The organism is Aeromonas taiwanensis, from assembly GCF_000820165.1.
GTDB lineage: Bacteria > Pseudomonadota > Gammaproteobacteria > Enterobacterales > Aeromonadaceae > Aeromonas > Aeromonas taiwanensis.
The window spans coordinates 128,775-149,734 of the sequence record NZ_CDDD01000101.1; the positions used below are offsets into that span (position 1 = coordinate 128,775).

A 20,960-nucleotide genomic window follows, 5' to 3' on the forward strand; every position below is an offset into this window, starting at 1 on the left:
AGTAAACTTGTGTTTTTAGTCGAATGCCTGAAAAATAGGGCCCTATATTGGATTTTTACCAGTTTGAACTGCGGAGCCTGTGGCTGTTCGCTCCGCCTCTGATACCCCAACAAGCACCGCATTATTCAATAAAAGGTGCCTTTTGTCTTTAGGATGTAGGAGATTCCATGGAGTTCAGTGTAAAGAGTGGCAGTCCTGAGAAGCAACGCAGCGCCTGCGTCGTGGTCGGCGTTTTTGAGCCGCGCCGCCTCTCTCCGGTTGCCGAACAGCTGGACAAGATCAGCGACGGCTACCTCAGCTCGCTGCTGCGCCGCGGCGATCTGGAAGGCAAACCAGGCCAGATGCTGCTGCTGCATCAAGTACCCGGAGTACTCAGCGAGCGCGTGCTGCTGGTGGGTTGCGGCAAGGAGCGGGAACTCGACGAACGCCAGTACAAGCAGATCATCAACAAGACCATCACCACCCTGAACGAAACCGGCTCCATGGAGGCGGTCTGCTTCCTGACCGAGTTGCACGTCAAGGGCCGGGACACCTACTGGAAGGTACGCCAGGCGGTAGAAACCACCAAGGCGGGCCTCTACAGCTTCGACCAGTTCAAGACCAACAAGGCCGAACCGCGCCGCCCCCTGCGCAAGCTGGTATTCAACGTGCCGACGCGTCGTGAACTGACCATAGGCGAGCGCGCCATCAACCACGGTCTGGCCGTGGCCAAGGGTGTGCGCATCTGCCGCGACGTGGCGAACATGCCGCCCAACGTCTGCAATCCGGCCTACCTCGCCTCCCAGGCCCGCCGTCTGGCGGATGCCTACGACAACATCACCACCAAGGTGATCGGCGAGCAGGAGATGGCCGAGCTCGGCATGAACTCCTACCTGGCGGTGGCCCGCGGCTCCGAGAACGAGGCCATGATGGCCATCATCGAGTACAAGGGCAACGCCGATGCCAAGCCCATCGTGCTGGTGGGCAAGGGGCTGACCTTCGACTCCGGCGGCATCTCCATCAAGCCGGCCGACGGCATGGACGAGATGAAATACGACATGGGTGGTGCCGCCTCCGTGCTCGGCACCATGCACGCCCTGGCCCAGCTGCAGCTCCCCATCAACGTCATCGGCGTGCTGGCGGGCTGCGAGAACATGCCGGGTGGCAATGCCTACCGTCCCGGTGACATCCTCACCACCATGTCCGGCCAGACCGTCGAGGTGCTCAACACCGACGCCGAAGGTCGCCTGGTGCTGTGCGATGCCCTCACCTACGTGGACCGCTACGATCCCGAGACCGTGATCGACGTGGCGACCCTGACCGGTGCCTGCATCATCGCCCTGGGTCACCACACCTCGGGCCTCTTGGCGAACCACAACCCGCTGGCCCACGAGCTGCTCAACGCCTCCGAGCAGGCTGGCGATCGCGCCTGGCGCCTGCCCCTGTTCGACGAGTATCAGGAGCAGCTGGAGAGCCCGTTTGCGGACATGGCCAACATCGGTGGTCGTCCGGCGGGGACCATCACCGCCGCCGCCTTCCTGTCGCGCTTCACCAAGAAGTACAACTGGGCCCACCTGGACATCGCCGGGACCGCCTGGAAGAGCGGCAAGGAGAAGGGCTCCACCGGTCGTCCTGTGCCCCTGCTGACCCAGTTCCTGCTCAATCGAGCCGGCGTGGCGGACGTCGAAGACAAGGAGTAATTCCCTCCATCGACTCCATGAGCGATGCGAAAAGGCGTTACCCTGTATCACAAGGAAGAGGCCTGCCTCTTCCTTGTTTCATTGAGAGAATCCGGGGAAATCCGTGCCGGCACGGGACTCCGAAGACGGCCAATCGCTGTCCGTCACAGCCAAACGGGACCAACCTGATGAGCCAAGTGACCTTTTACCTGATGAGCGAGCCGGACGACGGCCAGGCTTCTGCCGTCGAGCGCCTCGCCTGCCAGCTTGCGGCCGATGGTTGGAGCGCGGGCCACCTCTACCTGTTCTGCGACGACGAGGCCCAGGCTCTGCGCCTGGACGAGCTGTTGTGGCAGCTGCCGCCGGATCGCTTCGTGCCGCACCAGTTGCAGGGCGAGAGCGGCCAGGCCCCGGTGGAGATAGGCCATCAGCCGCCACGGCGGCGCTATGCCTGCCTCATCAACCTGGCCCGGCAGACACCTTTGTTTGCAGGACACTTCGCTCAAGTGGTAGATTTTGTCCCCACTGACGAAACGCAGAAGCAGCGGGCCCGCGAGCGCTACAAGCTTTATCGCCAGGCGGGACACACCCTCGAGATGAGGGATCAGCCCGTCGCGACTCAGGATCCGGCGCAGCCCTGACTGCCCCCGTTTCCTCCACCACCATCAGCACCAGAATCCATCCATCCAGAATACGGCGAGACCATGGAAAAGACTTTTAATCACAACGCCATCGAACAGGCGCTCTACCAGCACTGGGAAGCCCAGGGTTACTTCAAGCCCCACGGCGACACCAGCAAAGACTCCTTCTGCATCATGATCCCGCCGCCGAACGTCACCGGCAGCCTGCACATGGGTCACGCCTTCCAGCAGACCCTGATGGACACCCTGATCCGCTACAACCGCATGCAGGGCAAGAACACCCTGTGGCAGGCGGGTACCGACCACGCCGGTATCGCCACCCAGATGGTGGTGGAGCGCAAGATCGCCGCCGAAGAGGGCAAGACCCGCCACGATTACGGCCGCGAAGCCTTCATCGACAAGATCTGGCAGTGGAAGGAAGAGTCCGGTGGCACCATCACCCGCCAGATGCGCCGTCTGGGCGACTCCGTGGATTGGGAGCGCGAGCGCTTCACCATGGATGAAGGCCTCTCCGCCGCCGTGCAGGAAGTGTTCGTCCGTCTCTACGAAGACGGCCTGATGTACCGTGGCAAGCGCCTGGTGAACTGGGATCCCAAGCTCAACACCGCCATCTCTGACCTGGAAGTGGAAAACCGCGAGATCAAGGGCCACATGTGGCACCTGCGTTATCCGCTGGCCAACGGCGCCAAGACCGCCGAAGGCAAGGATCACCTGATCGTCGCCACCACCCGTCCGGAGACCATGCTGGGTGACACCGCCGTGGCTGTGAATCCGGAAGATCCGCGCTACAAGGCGCTGATCGGCCAGCACATCCTGCTGCCGCTGGTGAACCGCCTGATCCCCATCGTCGCCGACGAGCACGCCGACATGGAGAAGGGCACCGGCTGCGTGAAGATCACCCCGGCCCACGACTTCAACGACAACGAAGTCGGCAAGCGCCACAACCTGCCGATGATCAACATCTTCACCCTGGACGCTCACGTGCGTGCCGAGGCCGAAGTGGTGGATGCCAACGGCAACCCGAGCACCGCCTATGACGCCGCCCTGCCGGTCGAGTTCGCGGGGATGGAGCGCTTCGCGGCCCGCAAGGCCATCGTCGCCAAGCTGGACGAGCTGGGCCTGCTGGCCGAGATCAAGGATCACGTGCTGCAGCAGCCTTACGGCGATCGCGGTGGCGTGCCCATCGAGCCCATGCTGACCGACCAGTGGTACGTGCGCGTGGCCCCCATGGCCAAGACCGCCATCGAAGCCGTCGAAGATGGCCGCATCCAGTTCGTGCCGAAACAGTACGAGAACATGTACTTCTCCTGGATGCGCGACATTCAGGACTGGTGCGTCTCCCGTCAGCTGTGGTGGGGTCACCGCATCCCGGCCTGGTATGACGATGCCGGCAATGTCTTCGTCGGTCGCAGCGAGGAAGAGGTGCGCGCCAAGCACAGCATCCCGTCCGTGACCGTGCTGCGTCAGGACGAAGACGTGCTCGACACCTGGTTCAGCTCCGCCCTGTGGACCTTCTCCACCCTGGGCTGGCCGAACAACACAGAGGCGCTCAAGACCTTCCACCCGACCGACGTGCTGATGAGCGGCTTCGACATCATCTTCTTCTGGATTGCCCGGATGATCATGATGACCATGCACTTCATCAAGGATGAGGACGGCCAGCCGCAAGTCCCGTTCAAGACCGTCTACATCACGGGTCTTATCCGCGACGAGGAAGGCCAGAAGATGTCCAAGTCCAAGGGCAACGTGCTGGACCCCCTCGACATGATCGACGGCATCAGCCTGGAAGATCTGCTGGAGAAGCGCACCGGCAACATGATGCAGCCGCAGATGGCCGAGAAGATCGCCAAGCGTACCGCCAAGCAGTTCCCGGAAGGGATCGACGCCCACGGCACCGACGCCCTGCGCTTCACCCTGGCGGCGCTCGCCTCTACCGGTCGTGACATCAACTGGGACATGAAGCGTCTGGATGGCTACAACAACTTCTGCAACAAGCTGTGGAACGCCTCCCGCTACGTGCTGATGAACACCGAAGATCAGGATTGTGGCTTCTCTTCGCAAGGCAATGGCGGCGAGATGCTGTTCAGCCTGGCGGACCGCTGGATCCAGTCCCAACTGCAGGTAGCCATCCGTGACTTCCGCACCGCGCTGGATACCTACCGCTTCGACATCGCGGCCGGCGTCTTGTACGAATTTATCTGGAACCAGTTCTGTGACTGGTATCTGGAGCTGACCAAGCCGGTGCTGACCAAGGGTTCCGAGGCCGAGCAGCGTGCTGCCCGCCACACCCTCGTGACTGTGCTGGAAACCCTGCTGCGTCTGGCGCACCCCATCATCCCGTTCATCACCGAGACCATCTGGAAGTCGGTAGCCCCGCTGGCCGGCGTCAACGCCGACACCATCATGGTGCAGGCCTTCCCGCAGGTGGACGAGCGTAAGCTGGACGAAGCCGCCATGGCGGATCAGGAGTGGGTGAAGGAGTTCATCGTCAGCATCCGCAACATCCGCGCCGAAATGAACGTGGCACCGAGCGTGCCCCTCAACGTGCTGCTGAAATGCGATGCCAAGGATGCCGAGCGTGCCGCTGACAACGAGGCCTTCCTCAAGTCCCTGGCCCGTCTGGAGTCCATCCGCGTACTGGCGGATGGTGAAGCTGCTCCCCTGTCGGTGACCAAGCTCATCGGTGCCACCGAGCTGATGATCCCCATGGCCGGCCTCATCGACAAGGAAGCCGAACTGGCCCGTCTGGCCAAAGAGGTAGCCCGTCTGGTGGGCGAGTGCGGCCGCATCGAGGGCAAGCTCGGCAACGAGGCCTTCGTCGCCAAGGCGCCGGAAGCGGTCATCGCCAAGGAGCGCGAGAAGCTGGAGGACTACCGCCTCCAGCTGACCAAGCTGGAAGCCCAGCAGGCCGAGATCGCCGCCCTGTAAGCGAGTCTGTCTCCTTCAAAGCCCCCGTCCATCGGGGGCTTTTTCGTTTCTGGCGCAGGCCCGTCTTGGCACCCAAGCCCGGCCCTTACGGCCCGACTTAACGGGAAAACGCCGCCTGCAGAGGAGGCTGATTGAAAAATTCACGAGCCAAATCACCTCCTTTCACAAGCGCATCGCCCGCAAATTCATTACACTGCCAGCGGTCTTATCTATCGGGAGTGCTGCTGCAGTATGGAAATATTGATCCTGTTTGGATTGATTTTGCTCAATGGCGTCTTTGCCATGTCGGAAATCGCCATCGTCACCGCCCGTAAGGCACGGCTTGCCAAGATGGCCAATGAGGGGAGTCGTTCCGCCGCCATCGCCCTCAAGCTGGGCGAAGATCCGACCCATTTCCTCTCTGCCGTCCAGATCGGCATCACCAGCATCGGCCTGCTCAACGGTATCTATGGCGAATCCCTGCTGGCCCAGCCCTTCGCCCTCTGGCTGCAGGAGTGGGGACTCTCCCCCAAGAGCAGCAGCCTCCTCGCCACCGTCATCGTGGTGGTCCTGGTCACCTACCTCTCCATCGTGGTGGGGGAGCTGGTGCCCAAGCGTCTCGGCCAGCTCAGCGCCGAGCGCATCGCCTGCCTGGTGGCCCGTCCCATGCTCTGGCTCGCGACCCTGACCCGCCCCTTCGTCTGGTTGCTGTCCGCCTCCACCAACACCACCTTGCGCTTGCTGCGGGTCGATCAGAGCAGCGGCGCCAACGTCACCCAGGAGGAGATCCACGCCATGCTGGTGGAGGGCTCGGAAGCCGGGGTGATCGAGGATCACGAGCACACCATGTTGCGGAACGTGTTCCGCCTCGACGAGCGCAGCCTCTCGTCGCTGATGGTGCCCCGCAGCGACATCCGCTACATCGACCTCTCCCTGCCGCTGGAAACCAACCTGCAGCGTCTGGTGGAGTATCGCCACAGCTTCTTCCCGGTCTGTGACGGCAGCCTCTCGGATCTGGTGGGCATTCTCAACGTCAGCAAGGTGCTGCACGCCTACATCAAGGGGGAGCCCATCGATCTGGCGGCCCTGACCCAGGATGGCAGCCTGCTGCCGGAGACCCTGAACGGCCTGGAGCTGCTCAACCATTTCCGCACCCATTCCGAGCACATGGTGCTGGTGGTGGATGAATATGGCGAGCTGCAGGGGCTGGTCACCCAGCAGGATCTGCTGGAAACCCTGGCCGGCGACTTCCAGCAGGAAGGTGGGGAGGACAACTGGGCCTTCCAGCGCGCCGATGGCAGCTGGCTGCTCGACGGCCTCATCCCCCTGCCCGAGCTGAAGGATTGTCTGGAGCTGGTGCGACTGCCAGAAGAAGAAAAACATCACTATCACACCCTTGGAGGGCTTATCATGCTGCTCCTTGGCCGCCTTCCCCAGACCGGAGACCTGGTCACCCTGGAACAGTGGCAACTGGAAATAGTGGATATGGACGGCCTGCGCATCGACAAGGTGCTTGCCATGCCCTTGACCGACCAACCCAGCTAACCTGCGGAGTTTGCATGTATGGAGCAGTTTTACCACCTGGCTCACGCCTTCATTAATCAGGATCTGGCGACGCTTTCCAATCCCGACATGGTCTTCATGGTCTATGTCGTCCTCCTGACATTCCTGGTGCTGGAGAATGGTTTCATCCCCACCGCCTTTCTGCCCGGCGACACCCTGCTGATCCTGACCGGCGTGCTCATCTATCAGGGTGTGCTGCCCCTGGCAGTCGTCCCGCTGCTGATCCTGGCTACCTTCTGCGGCACCTGGCTCGGCTACATGCAGGGGCGTTTCCTTGGCCACACCCAGATGTATCACAGGCTGATGTCCCATCTGGACGACAAGCACAAGGAGAAGGTGCACTACCTGCTCAACAAGTACGGCATCATCACCCTGATCACCGCCCGCTACATTGCCTTCGTGCGCACTGCCTACCCCTATATCGTCGGCGCCAACGAGATCCCCCAGGGACGCTTCCTGGTAGTCAACCTCATCAGCTCCATCATGTGGATCTGCCCCCTGGTCGGACTGGGTTACTACCTGAGCCACACCAAGTTGGCCGCGCAGTATGAGTCCCAATTTCTCAGCGTTATCCTCTATCTGCCCGTGGTGTTGCTGGTGGGGGGTCTCATCGCCCTGGTCTGGCGCTGGTGGAGCAAACGCAAGGCCGGTGTCTCGCCGAAGTGAGGCAAATCAGAGGGTCGCCGACAGGCGGCCCTTTTTTATGGAAAATAGTGGCGAATTCCCCCTGCCCGCTCTTGTAAAGCAAGGGCAAAAATGAGTGAATCTACCGCCTTTTTTCGCTGTGGATGGAGTCGGTCGTATGGGGTGTTGGATTCGCGCAATCGCGCTGGTAGGTGGATTGATGGGAGTGCTCGGATCGCCGGCCGCCCTGGCAACCCCGAACCCGGCCAAGTTGCAACTCAAGTCGGGCAGCGCCCTGGTGATGGACGTCAACACCGGCAAGACGCTCTACCAGAAGAACCCCGCCCAGGTGCGTCCCATCGCCTCCCTCACCAAGCTGATGACGGCGCTGGTGGTGCTGGATGCCCGCCAGAACCTGAACCAGACGCTGACCATCGATCAGAACGACAGGGACAACCTCAAGCACACCTACTCCCGGGTGCGCATGGGCACCAAGGTGAGCCGCCGCGACGCCCTGCATCTGGCACTGATGTCCTCCGAGAATCGCATGGCCTCGGCGCTGGCCCGCCACTACCCGGGCGGCCGCTCGGCCTTCATTCGCGCCATGAACAACAAGGCCAAACAGCTCGGCATGCGCAACAGCCGCTTCTACGACGCCACCGGCCTGTCGACCCGCAACGTCTCCACTGCCCGGGATCTGGCCAAGCTCATCGCCGCCGCCTATCGCCAGCCGCTGATCCGCGAATTCACCCAGGACACCAGCAAGGAGATGCGCTTCAGCACTCCTGCCTACAGTCTGATGTTCAACAACACCAATCCCCTGGTGAAGAACCCGGACTGGGGTGTGCGCCTCTCCAAGACCGGCTACACCGACGAGGCGGGCCGCTGCCTGCTGATGCGTGCCAAGCCGGATAGCCAGGAGCTCGCCATCGTGCTGCTCAACTCCGTGGGGAAACGCACTCCGGTCGGGGATGCCAACCGCATCCGCAAGTGGCTGAAAAGCTGATTCTCTCCACGACGACAAGAAAGGATGCTGCGGCATCCTTTTTTATTGCCCGCAAACCGCCTCTATCCACATCTGAGCACATTCACCAGCAGAAGGTGACAAGGTGTTGTCTTGGACGAAGGGATACGCATAGGGCGCGATAGCGTGAGTGGGGGGCAAAGTTGGTAAAGGAGGCAGGGTGAGGCACCGAGCGAGCGCCCGCCATGCCGGCGTGGCAGCCGTTGTCACGAGCCTGCTGGTGACCGCCTGGATGGCCAGGATGGGATGATCGCGACCACAGCAGCGAAGCAGCAGCGCTGAGGCAAAGAGGTGAAGAGGTGAAGAGGTGAAGAGGTGAAGAGACGAGTATCACAACCAGCCGAATCGCATCGACACGCCTGGAGCGGCCCATAAAAAAACAGCCCCGACCGAAGTCGAGGCTGTCTGTATGGTGCGCCCGAGAGGATTCGAACCTCTGACCACCTGGTTCGTAGCCAGGTACTCTATCCAGCTGAGCTACGGGCGCTAATGGCGGAGAAGGGGGGATTCGAACCCCCGATGCGGGTATAAGCCGCATACTCCCTTAGCAGGGGAGCGCCTTCAGCCTCTCGGCCACCTCTCCGTTTGCGGGGCTGATAATACTTCACAGGGATTTTTAGTCAAACACTTTTTTGGAGAAAACAGAGCGTTCGCTCAGCATTTGGCCAAAGAGTGGAATATTCAAGCAATATCGACACTTACCCAGTTCCACCGCGCCCTGCAGGCCGATTGCCGGGGCCCGGAAAAACAAAAGGCGACACATGAGATGTCGCCTGATAGCTGCTAGCTGTACCGCTTAGAAGTTCGGTTGACCCGGTACCTTCTCGGCCTGTATCCGCATGTAGATCTCTTCGCGGTGTACGGAGACCTCTTTCGGTGCATTCACACCGATACGCACCTGGTTACCCTTGACGCCCAGTACGGTCACGGTCACTTCGTCACCAATCATCAGGGTTTCCCCAACACGACGAGTCAAAATAAGCATTCGCTTGCTCCTGTATCCTGTTTTGTATTTATATCGATATGCGCCATTATCTTACAAAGATACCGATATGGTAAATGGTTGAAACTAAATCAATCAGGGATTGTTCCCCAAGGGCTGCTCATGAGGCTCATTATCCAGCCCGAACGCCGAGTGCAATGAACGCACTGCCAGCTCCAGGTACTTCTCGTCAATCACCACGGATATCTTGATTTCAGAGGTGGAAATCAGCTGCATGTTGATCCCCTCCTCGCCCAATACCTTGAACATGGTGCGAGCGACGCCCGGATGATTCCACATGCCGACCCCGACGATGGAGACCTTGGCGATCTCCCCGTTGCCCTGCACGCAGGCGGCCCCCAGCTGGGTGGCGGTCTCCTCCAGCAGGGCGCGGGCCCGGCGGTAGTCATCGCGATTCACCGTGAAGGTGAAGTCGGCGGTGCCATCCCCCATGGTGTTCTGCACTATCATGTCGACATCTATGTTGGCATCGCTGATCGGATTCAGGATCTGCGCCGCCACCGTCGGCCGGTCCGGCACACCCAGAATGGTCAGACTCGCCTCGTTGCGATTGAACGCAATGCCGGATACCAGGGGTGCTTCCATCCTCTCACCTCCATATGTGATTAAGGTTCCCTCTCCGTCGACAAAACTCGACAGCACCCGCAACGGCACGCGGTACTTGCCCGCGAACTCCACCGAACGGATCTGCAGCACCTTGGCCCCCAGACTCGCCATCTCCAGCATCTCCTCGAAGGTGATGGTATCGAGGCGACGCGCCTTGGGCTCGATGCGCGGGTCCGTGGTGTAGACACCATCCACATCGGTAAAGATCTGGCATTCATCGGCCTTGATGGCCGCCGCCACGGCCACGGCCGTGGTGTCCGAACCACCACGTCCCAGGGTGGTGATGGCATTGTGCTCATCACGCCCCTGGAAGCCGGCGATCACCACCACCTTGCCGGCACCGAGCTCGGCCTGAACCTGCTCGGTGTCGATCCGGGTGATGCGCGCCTTGCCATAGGCGGAGTCGGTGTGGATACGGACCTGATCGCCGGTCATCGAGACCGCAGGGCAACCGCGCTTGTTCAACGCGATCGCCAGCAGCGCTATGGTGACCTGCTCACCGGTCGAGATCAGCACATCCATCTCGCGCCGATTGGCATCCTGATCCAGCTGCTGGGCCATGCCCAGCAACCGGTTGGTTTCGCCCGACATGGCGGAAACGACCACCACCACGTCATGTCCCTGGGCACGGGTCAGCTGAACGCGATCGGCGACTGCCTCGATCCGCTCCAGCGTCCCGACCGAGGTTCCACCGTACTTCTGAACAAAGAGTGCCACAGATCACCTCGCCCGCTTACAGGCGCTCTTCCAGCCAGGAGTGAACGGATTGCAGCGCCGCCGGCACCGCCTCAGGCTGGGTACCACCCGCCTGTGCCATGTCCGGACGACCACCGCCCTTGCCACCCACCTGCTGGGCCACCAGATTAACCAGCTCGCCAGCCTTGACCTTGCCGGTCAGGTCATTGGTCACGCCGGCAATCAGATTCACCTTGCCGTCGCCGCTGGTTGCCAGCAGTACGACACCGGACTTCATCTGGTTCTTCAGCTCGTCCAGCATGCCACGCAGGGACTTGGGATCGGCCCCTTCCAGCGCCGCGACCAGCACCTTCTGGCCATTGATCTCGATGACCTGGCTCAGCAGGTCGTTGCCGGCCTGGGCGGCCAGCTTGGCCTTGAGCTGTTCCAGCTCGCGCTCCATCATCTTGGCCTTGTCCAGCACCTGGCGCACCTTGTCGACGATGGAGAATTGATCCCCCTTCACCAGGGCGGCCGCCTCTTCGATCTGCTCACCCATCTGGTGCATGAAGTCGATGGCACCCTTGCCGGTCACGGCTTCGATACGACGCACACCGGCGGCAATACCGCTCTCGGCGACGATCTTGAAGAAGCCGATGTCACCGGTACGCTTGGCGTGAGTACCGCCACACAGCTCGGTGGAGTAGTCGCCCATGCGCACGACGCGCACGTCGTCTTCGTATTTCTCGCCAAACAGCGCCATGGCGCCGGCCGCCTTGGCCGCGTCCAGGTTCATCAGCTGGGTAGCCACTTCGTGGTTGGCACGGATCTGGGCGTTGACCAACTCCTCGACCCGGCGGATGGTCGCCATGGTCAGGCCTTCGAAGTGGGAGAAGTCGAAGCGCATGCGCTCGGCACCCACCAGGGAGCCCTTCTGGGTCACATGCTCGCCCAGCGCCTGGCGCAGGGCCGCGTGCAGCAGGTGAGTCACGGAGTGGTTCAGGGCCACGGCCTGACGGCGCTCCCCATCGACCACGGCCTCGACCTCGGCGCCTTTCTCCAGGGTGCCCAGCTCCAGATAACCCTTGTGAATGATGGCCTTGCCGGCCTTCTGGGTATCGGTCACGGCGAAGATGCCGTCGTCCACCTTGAGGATGCCGCTGTCGCCTACCTGGCCACCGGACTCCGCATAGAAGGGGGTCTCGGCCAGCACGATCACGGCTTCTTCACCGGCGATGAGACCATTGACCTCGACGCCATCCTTGTAGATGCCGACCACCTGGGTGGTCTGGCTCAGTTGCTTGTAGCCGGTGAAGGGGGTCTCGAAATCGAGTTTCAGGACCTCGTTGTAGTTCACGCCAAAGCTGGAGGCCTCTTTCGCGCGGGCGCGTTGCTTCTCCATCTCGACCTTGAAGCCCTCTTCGTCGATGCCGATCTCGCGCTCGCGCACCACGTCAGCGGTCAGATCCGCCGGGAAGCCATAGGTGTCATAGAGCTTGAACACCACCTCGCCCGGGATGACCTTGGCGTCGCCGAGGTTCGCCAGCGCGTCTTCCAGCAGCAGCAGACCTCTGTCCAGGGTGCGGACGAACTGCTCTTCCTCGATGCGCAGCACGCGCTCGACCAGAGGCAACTGGGCGATCAGCTCTTCGGCCACGTCCTTCATCTGCACCGCCAGCTCGGCCGCCAGCTTGTAGAAGAAGACCTCGGTAGCGCCCAGCTTGCGACCGTGACGCACGGCGCGGCGGATGATGCGGCGCAGCACATAGCCCCGGCCTTCGTTGGAGGGCATGACACCGTCAGCCACCAGGAAGGCACAGGAGCGAATGTGGTCGGCGATAACGCGCAGGGATTGGTTGCTCAGATCCGTGGTACCGACGATCTCGGCGGCCTTCTTGATCAGCGCCTGGAAGATGTCGATCTCGTAGTTGGAGTGCACGCCTTGCATGATGGCGGAGATACGCTCCAGGCCCATGCCGGTGTCCACAGACGGACGGGGCAGCGGCTCCATGGTGCCGTCTGCCTGACGGTTGAACTGCATGAAGACCACGTTCCAGATCTCGATGAAACGGTCGCCGTCTTCTTCGGGCGAGCCGGGAGGGCCACCCCAGATGTGGTCGCCGTGATCATAGAAGATCTCGGTGCAGGGACCGCACGGACCGGTATCGCCCATCTGCCAGAAGTTATCGGAGGCAAAGGCGGCGCCCTTGTTGTCACCGATGCGCACGATGCGATCGGCCGGTACGCCGATCTCGTCCGCCCAGATGTTGAAAGCTTCGTCGTCCGTTTCATAGACGGTCACCAGCAGGCGCTCTTTGGGCAGCTTGAGGGTACCGGTCAGGAATTCCCAGGCAAAACGGATGGCGTCCTGCTTGAAGTAGTCACCGAAGCTGAAGTTGCCCAGCATCTCGAAGAAGGTGTGGTGACGTGCGGTATAGCCGACGTTTTCCAGGTCATTGTGCTTGCCGCCCGCCCGCACGCAGCGCTGGGCCGTGGTGGCGCGGTTGTAGGCACGCTTGTCGGCGCCAAGGAACACGTCCTTGAACTGGTTCATCCCTGCGTTGGTGAACAGCAGGGTCGGGTCATTGTGCGGTACCAGCGAGCTGGAGGTGACAACCTGGTGCCCCTGGGAGCGGAAATACTCGAGAAACGCGGCGCGTATCTCTGACGTGGACATATACATGGAAAATCCTGCTTGATTCGAATACGGACTTTTAACCGCATTAATGTAAGTTTTCTGCCGGGTAAAGTAAAACGCGCGGGCCCCTTGCGGGTGAAAAAGCCCGCAACGGATACGGCGGCGAGCGACGCGTTGGCAAGCGGGGCGTAAAAGGGGAGTCGGCCGGCTGACACTGGCAGCCCTCTGGCAGCAATCGGAGGGGTCAATGGGAGTACAAACATGGTCGCGCGGGCGAGGGAGCCGCCACCGCACACCAAGACGAGTCTACTGCCCCTCCTCCTGCAAAGCAGAGAGGGCATAGCGAGACTGATCTTGCGTGAACCCCCGGCCAAGCAGGTATTTCAGCCATTTCATGCGCAGTTTGAAGTCGGCGAGATCGGCGGCCCGGGCACGCCGCGCCAGCAATGCCAGGGCAAGCTCGAACCAGTCCAGCTCGGGTTGCTCGAAGGCGGCATCAATCTGGACATCGCTCAGCCCCTTGCGGCGCAAGTCGAAACGGATCTTGAGCGGGCCATGCCCCTTGGCGGCACCAGCCCGCACCGCCATGGCACCGTAGCGCTCGTCATCGATCCAGTGATAGCCGCGACAGTAGTCGAGCACTGCGTCGATCACTTCCTCCTTGAAGCCTTGCTGGCGCAGGCGCCTGGCCAGCTCCGACTCGGCGCTCTCGCGCCGTGCCAGGCTGCGCATGGCGAAGGCGCGGGCGGCGGCCAGCTGCTCCTCAAAGGTGGGTTCGACGGGCTCGGCAGGCTCGGTAACGGATTCATCAACCATAAATGACAAGGCCGGGTATCAACCCGGCCTTCCTTTCGCTCTTATTCGAACTCTTGTTCGTTTTCGGCTTCAAACTCGTCGTACTCGGCGGCGGAGGCTTTCTCCTCCACCGGCGCGGCGCCGGAGAGCAGCAGCTCGCGCAGCTTGGCTTCTACCTCGCCAGCCAGCGCCTTGTTCTCGGAGAAGAGCTTCATGACGTTGGCCTTGCCCTGACCGATCTTCTCGCCGTTGTAGCTGTACCAGGCACCGGCCTTGTCGATCAGCTTGTGTTTGACGCCCAGATCAACCAGCTCGCCCTCTTTGGAGATGCCAGCACCGTAGAAGATCTGGAACTCGGCCTGCTTGAAGGGGGGCGCCACCTTGTTCTTGACCACCTTGACGCGGGTCTCGTTGCCGACCACTTCGTCCCCTTCCTTGATGGCGCCGGTACGACGGATGTCCAGGCGCACGGAGGCGTAGAACTTGAGCGCGTTACCACCGGTGGTAGTCTCCGGGCTGCCGAACATGACGCCGATCTTCATCCGGATCTGGTTGATGAAGATGCACAGGCAGTTGGCATTCTTGATGTTGGCGGTCAGCTTGCGCAAGGCCTGGGACATCAGGCGGGCCTGCAGGCCGACGTGGGAGTCACCCATCTCCCCTTCGATTTCCGCTTTCGGCGTCAGGGCGGCCACGGAGTCGACGATGATGACGTCGACGGCGTTGGAGCGTACCAGCATGTCGCAGATCTCCAGCGCCTGTTCACCGGTATCCGGCTGTGAGATCAGCAGGTCGTCGACGTTGACCCCCAGCTTGGCGGCATAGACGGGATCCAGGGCGTGCTCCGCATCGACGAAGGCGCAGGTCTTGCCCTTTTTCTGGGCCTCGGCGATCACCTGCAGGGTCAGCGTGGTCTTGCCGGAGGATTCCGGACCGTAGATCTCGACAATACGGCCGCACGGCAGGCCGCCGATCCCCAGCGCCACGTCCAGGGAGAGGGAGCCGGTGGAGATGGCTTCGATATCCATGGTCTTGCTGTCGCCCAGACGCATGATGGAGCCTTTGCCAAACTGCTTTTCGATCTGGCCCAGCGCAGCCGCCAGTGCCTTCTGTTTGTTCTGATCCATGCCAATCTCCGCTGGGAATCGTGATGAAGAAGTGAAGTTGGGCTAAGTATACTGTTTATGCATACAGTATCAAGTCCAATTTATTTGAGCAGGGCCAGCAGTCCGGACAAGGCCTGTCTGACCGCCTGCTGGCGAACCTGATGGCGATCCCCGTCGAAACGAGCGAGCAGGGAGTGATGGCGGCCGGTGCGATCCGCCCAGGCGAACCAGACGGTACCGACCGGCTTCTCGTCGCTACCGCCGCCGGGCCCGGCGATGCCGCTGATGGCCACGCAGATCCCCGCATCGGAGCGGGCCAGACAGCCTCGCGTCATCTCCAATACCACCGCCTCGCTGACGGCGCCGTGGCGCAGCAGGCTGTCAATGCTGACTCCCAGCATCTGCTGCTTGGCCTCGTTGGTATAGGTGACGAAGCCGCGATCGAACCAGGTCGAGCTGCCGGCGATATCGGTAATGGCCGTGGCCACGCCGCCGCCGGTACAGGACTCCGCCGTGGCGGCCAGCCAGCCCTTGGCCAGCAATGCTTCGCCCAGCTCCTGGGATAAACGGGTGATCTCTGCCTCCAGTCCCATCGTCATCTCCTCAGTTGCCCCTTGCAGGGCGAAATATGCGGCTCATTATGCAGTTGCCCCGCCCCCCGGGCAACCGACCCGGGTTCGTGCGCGTCAGCAAGTTGTCACGGCTTAAGCTCCAGTACAAGGGCACCTCGTATCATCTCATGGCACCGTCATGCGTGCGGTTTCACCCCGTGACAGAAAAGGAGAACACACCGATGAAACACCCGTTCAAAGCCGCCCTGGTTGCCCTCGCCCTCTGCGCCACCACCCAGGTTTTTGCCGCCGAGGCAACCCCGGAGCTGCAGACCGAGACAACCCTGGCCCAGGAGCTCAACCTCTCGAACGCGCAGATGGAGCAGATCAAGGGACTGCGTGAGCAGGCAGCCAAGGACCTGGGAGCCGTCAAGCTCGATGCCATCGGCCAGGACGTCATCGTCAACATGATCAAGTCCGGCAAGTGGGACGAGGCGGCCGCCAAGAAACAGCTGCAGACCATCAGCGACGTACAGGCCGAGGCTCGCTATTATCGCGCCCACTACCTGTTCGAGGTGAGCCAGGTGCTGACACCTGAGCAGAAAGCCAAGCTGCACGAGATGCTGAACGGCGGCGAGGCGATGTACTGAGAGGCGGTTTCCCTCCTCTGGCCCCGATCCCCGCGCCGATGCGGGGATTTTGTCTGCTCCTCCTCTTCTGCCCCGGTTGAACAAGGCTCAGGAGCCCCCTCTCTTTGCCCTCCCCGACCCCGCAAGAGGCGACCAGGCCAGGCTAGGACGCCGGCTTTACCCCCAAGACGGAGATTCCCCCTCACCATCCGCCCCCGAGCATGTAGAATGGCCTCCAGATTCAGACCCATGATGGCAGACGCTTGCCTGCCAGAGCACCTTCTGGAAAAGCACATGACAGCACAGCACCCAGTCAGCGGCGCCAATCTCAGCGCCCACACCCCCATGATGCAGCAATACCTGACCCTCAAGGCAGAGAACCCGGAGATCCTGCTGTTCTACCGCATGGGCGACTTCTACGAGCTCTTCTACGACGATGCCCGCAAGGCCTCCCAGCTGCTCGACATCTCCCTGACCAAGCGTGGCCAGTCCGCCGGCAGCCCCATCCCCATGGCGGGGGTGCCTTATCACGCCATCGAGGGGTATCTGGCCAAGCTGGTGCAGCTCGGCGAGTCCGCCGCCATCTGCGAACAGGTGGGGGATCCGGCCACCAGCAAGGGGCCGGTGGAGCGCAAGGTCATTCGCATCATCACCCCGGGCACCGTCTCCGACGAGGCGCTGCTCACCGAGCGTCAGGACAACCTGATCGCCGCCGTCTACCACGACGGCCGCCGCTTCGGTTACGGCACCATGGACATCGGCTCCGGCCGTTTCTTCATCAACCAGTTCGAGAAGGAAGAGACCCTGCTCGCCGAGCTGCAGCGCACCAACCCGGCCGAGCTGCTCTACCCCGAATCCTTCGAGTTCCTGCGCCACGTCGAGGGTCGCCGTGGCCTGCGCCGCCGCCCGGAGTGGGAATTCGAACTCGGCACCGCCCGCAAGCTCTTGTGCCAGCAGTTTGGCACCCAGGATCTGGTGGGCTTCGGCGTCGAGCAGAGCGAGACCGCCCTGTGCGCCGCCGGCTGCCTGATGCAGTACGTGAAAGACACCCAGCGCACCGCCCTGCCCCACATTCGCAGTGTGCGCCTCGAGCAGCCCGATCATGCGGTCATCATGGACGCCGCCACCCGCCGCAATCTGGAGCTGACCCAGAACCTGGCCGGCGGCCACGACAACACCCTCTCCGCCGTGCTGGACTGCACCGCCACCCCCATGGGCAGCCGCCTGCTCAAGCGCTGGATCCACCAGCCGATCCGCGACCGGGTGATCCTCAAAGGCCGCCAGAGCACCATCAAGGAGCTCATCGAGCAGAACCTCTATGACGATCTCGGCGGCCTGCTGCGCCAGGTCGGTGACGTGGAGCGGGTGCTGGCGCGCCTGGCCCTGCGTTCCGCCCGTCCGCGTGACCTCACCCGCCTGCGCCAGGCCTTCGCCCAGCTGCCCGAACTGCAGCGCCTGCTGGCGGAGAGCGAACACGAGGCGGTGCAGCAGCTGCGCGAGCGGGCCAGCACCTTCCCCGAGTTGCATGACCTGCTGGAGCGCGCCGTGATGGAGGTACCGCCTGTGCTCATCCGCGATGGCGGCGTCATCCGCGAAGGGTTCAACCAGGAGCTGGACGAGCTGCGGGATCTCGCCAACGGCGCTACCGCGAGCCTGGCCCGCATCGAGGAGCGTGAGAAGGCGCTGACCGGCATCAATACCCTCAAGGTGGGTTACAACAAGGTGCACGGCTTCTATATCGAGGTGAGCCGTGCCAACAGCCATCTGGTGCCGGCCCACTACATCCGTCGCCAGACGCTGAAAAACAACGAGCGCTACATCATCGACGAGCTCAAGAAGTACGAAGACAAGGTGCTCACCGCCCAGGCCCAGGCGCTGGCGCTGGAGAAACGCCTCTACGAGGAGCTGCTCGATGCCCTGCTGCCGCACCTCGGCGATCTGCAGGAATCCGCTGCCGCCCTGGCGGAGCTGGACGTGCTGGCCAACCTGGCCGAGCGGGCCGAGACCCTCGACTACCGCTGCCCGACGCTCATCGACGAGGATCAGATCCTGATCGAGGCGGGCCGCCATCCCGTGGTGGAGCAGGTGATGACGGATCCCTTCATCGCCAACCCGATCCACCTCGACCGTGATCGCCGCATGCTGATCATCACCGGCCCCAACATGGGGGGTAAGTCCACCTACATGCGCCAGACTGCGCTGATCGTGCTGCTGGCCCATATCGGCGCCTTCGTGCCGGCCGACAGCGCCCGCATCGGTCCCATCGACCGCATCTTCACCCGCATCGGGGCATCCGATGACCTGGCATCGGGCCGTTCCACCTTTATGGTGGAGATGACCGAGACCGCCAATATCCTCAACAACGCCACCGCCCGCAGCCTGGTGCTGATGGACGAGATCGGCCGCGGCACCAGCACCTACGACGGCCTGTCCCTGGCCTGGGCCTGCGCCGAGCAGCTGGCGAGCAAGATCGGCGCCTACACCCTGTTCGCCACCCACTACTTCGAGCTGACCCGGCTGCCGGAGCTGATGAACGGGCTTGCCAACGTCCATCTGGATGCGGTGGAGCACGGCGACACCATCGCCTTTATGCACGCGGTGCAGGAGGGGGCGGCGAGCCGCTCCTACGGCCTGCAGGTAGCCGCCCTGGCGGGGGTGCCGAAATCGGTGATCCAGCAGGCCCGCCACAAACTGCACGAGCTGGAGAGCGCCACCCCGGTGGCCGCCGGCGAAGTGCGCCCGACCCCGGTCGCCCTGCCGCCCCAGAGCCATCCCGTGGTGGAGGAGCTGGAAGCGGTACGCCCGGACGAGCTGACCCCGCGTCAGGCCCTGGATCTGCTCTATCGCCTCAAGCAGATGCTGTAACCCGTCACCAACACAGCCATAAAAAAGGGGAACCGCGAGGTTCCCCTTTTCGTTGTCATGGTTCTGCCTGTCATCAGGCCGGCCCTATCCTGTCCATCAGGCTCATGTGGCTGGAGCCATCGTGGCGCTTGAGGTTCTGGCGATACTCGAACTGGCGCTGGCTCTCCTGCTTGAGGCCCAGCATCAGGGAGTAGCACATGGCCAGCATGATCAGGGAGAACGGCAGCGCCGCTATGATGCTGGCCGCCTGCAGGGCTGCCAGACCGCCGGAGACCAGCAGAATGGCCGCCACCAGCCCCTGACCCAGCCCCCAGACCGCGCGGTGCAGCACGGGGGGATCCTGATCCCCGATGGAGAGCAGGGTGGTGATGACGAGGGTGCCCGAGTCGCTGGAGGTGATGAAGTAGGTGCAGATGAGCAGCGTCAGCACCCCCTTGGCGATCCAGCCGAAGGTCTCCCAGTGCAGCAACTCCACCGTCTTGTAGAGCGCCAGGGTGACGTCCTGATTGACCGCTTCTACCACGCCGCCCGAGCCGAACAGCTCGAGGTGCATGGCGGTCCCGCCGAAGACGGTGAGCCAGAGCATGCCGAGCAGGGAGGGCACCAGCAACACGCCGAGCACGAACTCGCGGATGGTGCGTCCCTTGGAGATGCGGGCGATGAACATGCCGACGAAGGGAGCCCAGGCTATCCACCAGCCCCAGTAGAAGGCGGTCCAGCTCGATTGCCAGGCCGAGGTGCCGTTCGCCTCTGTGTTGGTCCAGAAGCTCAGGCGGACGATGTTCTGCAGGTAGTCACCGATGTTCTGCACATAGGCATTGAGGATATAGGTGGTCGGGCCCAGCGCCAGGAACAGGGCCAGGACGAAGACGCTGAGCCAGATGTTGAGCTCGGAGAGGATCTTCACCCCGCGCCCGACACCGGAGATGGCCGACAGGGTCGCGATCAGGCTGATGCCCCCGATGAGCCAGAGCTGGTTCGCCTGCGAGACCGCCATGCCGAACATCTGGTTGAGACCCGTGTTCATCTGGGAGACCCCGAGGCCGAGGGAGGTCGCCACCCCGAACACGGTGCCGAACACCGCCAGCACGTCGGCGGCGTGGCCCCAGAAGCCGTAGATGCGATCGCCGAGGATGGGGTAGAGCACAGAGCGAATGGCCAGCGGCAGCTTGCGCCGGTAGCTGAAGAAGGCCAGCGACAGGCCGACGATCACGTAGATGGCCCAGGGGTGCAGGCCCCAGTGGAAGAAGGTGAGACGCATGGCGATCTGCGCCGCCTCCGGGGTCATGCCTTCGGTGACGAAGGGGTTGCCCTGCAGGTGGTACATGGGTTCGGCGATGCTCCAGAACACCAGGCCGATCCCCATGCCGGCGCTGAACAGCATGGAGAACCAGGCGAAGTAGCCGAACTCCGGTACCTGGTCGTCGTCGCCCAGCCGGATGCTGCCAAAGCGGCTGAACATCAGATAGACGGCGAAGAACAGGAACAGGGCGACCACCAGAATGTAGTACCACTTGAAGCCTGCAATGATGGTGTCCTTGGCGCCGGTGAACCAGGTGCCCGCGGTGTCGGGATCAAATACGCCAAACAGCAGGAACAGGGTCACGACGGTCAGGGCCGTCATGGCCATGGTGGGATTGAGGCCTTTCAATAGCCCTTTGGTTGCTCTCATCAA

Annotated in this window: 15 protein-coding genes and 2 tRNA genes; 8 read left to right on the forward strand and 9 right to left on the reverse strand. The window is 62.4% G+C overall.

Annotated features, from left to right (window positions below):
- The first annotated feature begins 167 nt into the window (after positions 1 to 167).
- The 6 genes from pepA (at position 168) to pbpG (ending at position 8,399) form a co-directional block, all read left to right on the forward strand.
- Positions 168 to 1,679 (forward strand): leucyl aminopeptidase, encoded by a 1,512-nt coding sequence (gene pepA / locus BN1136_RS18240; protein ID WP_043757441.1) that lies wholly within the window; start codon positions 168 to 170, stop codon positions 1,677 to 1,679.
- Between the two features lie 167 nt (positions 1,680 to 1,846).
- Positions 1,847 to 2,299 (forward strand): DNA polymerase III subunit chi, encoded by a 453-nt coding sequence (locus BN1136_RS18245; RefSeq protein ID WP_043757438.1) that lies wholly within the window; start codon positions 1,847 to 1,849, stop codon positions 2,297 to 2,299.
- A gap of 63 nt (positions 2,300 to 2,362) precedes the next feature.
- Complete coding sequence (locus BN1136_RS18250) at positions 2,363 to 5,227, forward strand: valine--tRNA ligase (RefSeq protein WP_043757433.1); 2,865 nt, start codon at positions 2,363 to 2,365, stop codon at positions 5,225 to 5,227.
- Positions 5,228 to 5,458: 231 nt separating this feature from the next.
- Positions 5,459 to 6,751 (forward strand): hemolysin family protein, encoded by a 1,293-nt coding sequence (locus tag BN1136_RS18255; RefSeq protein WP_043757430.1) that lies wholly within the window; start codon positions 5,459 to 5,461, stop codon positions 6,749 to 6,751.
- An 18-nt stretch (positions 6,752 to 6,769) separates the two neighbouring features.
- Complete coding sequence (locus BN1136_RS18260) at positions 6,770 to 7,435, forward strand: DedA family protein (RefSeq protein ID WP_043757427.1); 666 nt, start codon at positions 6,770 to 6,772, stop codon at positions 7,433 to 7,435.
- A gap of 178 nt (positions 7,436 to 7,613) precedes the next feature.
- Entirely contained in the window at positions 7,614 to 8,399 is a 786-nt protein-coding gene (pbpG, locus tag BN1136_RS18265) for a D-alanyl-D-alanine endopeptidase (RefSeq protein ID WP_043757426.1), read from the forward strand.
- Positions 8,400 to 8,827: 428 nt separating this feature from the next.
- Here pbpG and BN1136_RS18270 read toward each other — a convergent pair.
- From BN1136_RS18270 to pncC, 8 genes are all read right to left on the reverse strand, one after another.
- Positions 8,828 to 8,904, reverse strand: a tRNA-Arg gene (locus tag BN1136_RS18270).
- A gap of 3 nt (positions 8,905 to 8,907) precedes the next feature.
- Positions 8,908 to 9,000, reverse strand: a tRNA-Ser gene (locus BN1136_RS18275).
- 213 nt (positions 9,001 to 9,213) lie between these two features.
- Positions 9,214 to 9,402, reverse strand: coding sequence for a carbon storage regulator CsrA (csrA, locus tag BN1136_RS18280; RefSeq protein ID WP_005315760.1), 189 nt, complete (start codon positions 9,400 to 9,402; stop codon positions 9,214 to 9,216).
- 93 nt (positions 9,403 to 9,495) lie between these two features.
- A complete protein-coding gene (locus BN1136_RS18285; RefSeq protein ID WP_043757420.1) occupies positions 9,496 to 10,743 on the reverse strand; it encodes an aspartate kinase in 1,248 nt (415 codons plus the stop codon).
- A 16-nt stretch (positions 10,744 to 10,759) separates the two neighbouring features.
- The gene (gene alaS / locus BN1136_RS18290) at positions 10,760 to 13,384 is read right to left on the reverse strand and encodes an alanine--tRNA ligase (RefSeq protein WP_043809032.1); all 2,625 of its coding nucleotides are present in this window, start codon (positions 13,382 to 13,384) and stop codon (positions 10,760 to 10,762) included.
- Between the two features lie 261 nt (positions 13,385 to 13,645).
- Positions 13,646 to 14,155 (reverse strand): regulatory protein RecX, encoded by a 510-nt coding sequence (locus BN1136_RS18295; protein WP_043757408.1) that lies wholly within the window; start codon positions 14,153 to 14,155, stop codon positions 13,646 to 13,648.
- Positions 14,156 to 14,196: 41 nt separating this feature from the next.
- Positions 14,197 to 15,261 (reverse strand): recombinase RecA, encoded by a 1,065-nt coding sequence (gene recA / locus BN1136_RS18300; RefSeq protein ID WP_043757404.1) that lies wholly within the window; start codon positions 15,259 to 15,261, stop codon positions 14,197 to 14,199.
- A gap of 80 nt (positions 15,262 to 15,341) precedes the next feature.
- Positions 15,342 to 15,833 carry a nicotinamide-nucleotide amidase gene (gene pncC / locus BN1136_RS18305; protein WP_043757401.1) on the reverse strand — a complete coding sequence of 164 codons (492 nt, stop codon included), beginning with the start codon at positions 15,831 to 15,833 and terminating at the stop codon, positions 15,342 to 15,344.
- Positions 15,834 to 16,033: 200 nt separating this feature from the next.
- On the opposite strand from pncC, the gene BN1136_RS18310 reads away from it, so the two are divergent.
- Both BN1136_RS18310 and mutS read left to right on the forward strand, forming a co-directional pair.
- Positions 16,034 to 16,441, forward strand: coding sequence for a Spy/CpxP family protein refolding chaperone (locus tag BN1136_RS18310; protein WP_043757398.1), 408 nt, complete (start codon positions 16,034 to 16,036; stop codon positions 16,439 to 16,441).
- A gap of 273 nt (positions 16,442 to 16,714) precedes the next feature.
- Positions 16,715 to 19,285, forward strand: coding sequence for a DNA mismatch repair protein MutS (gene mutS / locus BN1136_RS18315; RefSeq protein ID WP_043757395.1), 2,571 nt, complete (start codon positions 16,715 to 16,717; stop codon positions 19,283 to 19,285).
- A 73-nt stretch (positions 19,286 to 19,358) separates the two neighbouring features.
- Here the strand turns inward: mutS and BN1136_RS18320 are convergent, their stop codons facing one another.
- Positions 19,359 to 20,957 carry a BCCT family transporter gene (locus tag BN1136_RS18320; RefSeq protein WP_043757391.1) on the reverse strand — a complete coding sequence of 533 codons (1,599 nt, stop codon included), beginning with the start codon at positions 20,955 to 20,957 and terminating at the stop codon, positions 19,359 to 19,361.
- Positions 20,958 to 20,960: the final 3 nt, after the last annotated feature.

Excerpts from the sequence above, each read along its gene's own strand:
- pepA (WP_043757441.1), top strand. The coding sequence starts at position 168 with ATGGAGTTCAGTGTAAAGAGTGGCAGTCCTGAGAAGCAACGCAGCGCC.
- BN1136_RS18245 (WP_043757438.1), top strand. The coding sequence starts at position 1,847 with ATGAGCCAAGTGACCTTTTACCTGATGAGCGAGCCGGACGACGGCCAG.
- BN1136_RS18250 (WP_043757433.1), top strand. The coding sequence starts at position 2,363 with ATGGAAAAGACTTTTAATCACAACGCCATCGAACAGGCGCTCTACCAG.
- BN1136_RS18255 (WP_043757430.1), top strand. The coding sequence starts at position 5,459 with ATGGAAATATTGATCCTGTTTGGATTGATTTTGCTCAATGGCGTCTTT.
- BN1136_RS18260 (WP_043757427.1), top strand. The coding sequence starts at position 6,770 with ATGGAGCAGTTTTACCACCTGGCTCACGCCTTCATTAATCAGGATCTG.
- pbpG (WP_043757426.1), top strand. The coding sequence starts at position 7,614 with ATGGGAGTGCTCGGATCGCCGGCCGCCCTGGCAACCCCGAACCCGGCC.
- csrA (WP_005315760.1), bottom strand. The coding sequence starts at position 9,402 with ATGCTTATTTTGACTCGTCGTGTTGGGGAAACCCTGATGATTGGTGAC.
- alaS (WP_043809032.1), bottom strand. The coding sequence starts at position 13,384 with ATGTATATGTCCACGTCAGAGATACGCGCCGCGTTTCTCGAGTATTTC.
- BN1136_RS18295 (WP_043757408.1), bottom strand. The coding sequence starts at position 14,155 with ATGGTTGATGAATCCGTTACCGAGCCTGCCGAGCCCGTCGAACCCACC.
- recA (WP_043757404.1), bottom strand. The coding sequence starts at position 15,261 with ATGGATCAGAACAAACAGAAGGCACTGGCGGCTGCGCTGGGCCAGATC.
- pncC (WP_043757401.1), bottom strand. The coding sequence starts at position 15,833 with ATGGGACTGGAGGCAGAGATCACCCGTTTATCCCAGGAGCTGGGCGAA.
- BN1136_RS18310 (WP_043757398.1), top strand. The coding sequence starts at position 16,034 with ATGAAACACCCGTTCAAAGCCGCCCTGGTTGCCCTCGCCCTCTGCGCC.
- mutS (WP_043757395.1), top strand. The coding sequence starts at position 16,715 with ATGACAGCACAGCACCCAGTCAGCGGCGCCAATCTCAGCGCCCACACC.
- BN1136_RS18320 (WP_043757391.1), bottom strand. The coding sequence starts at position 20,957 with ATGAGAGCAACCAAAGGGCTATTGAAAGGCCTCAATCCCACCATGGCC.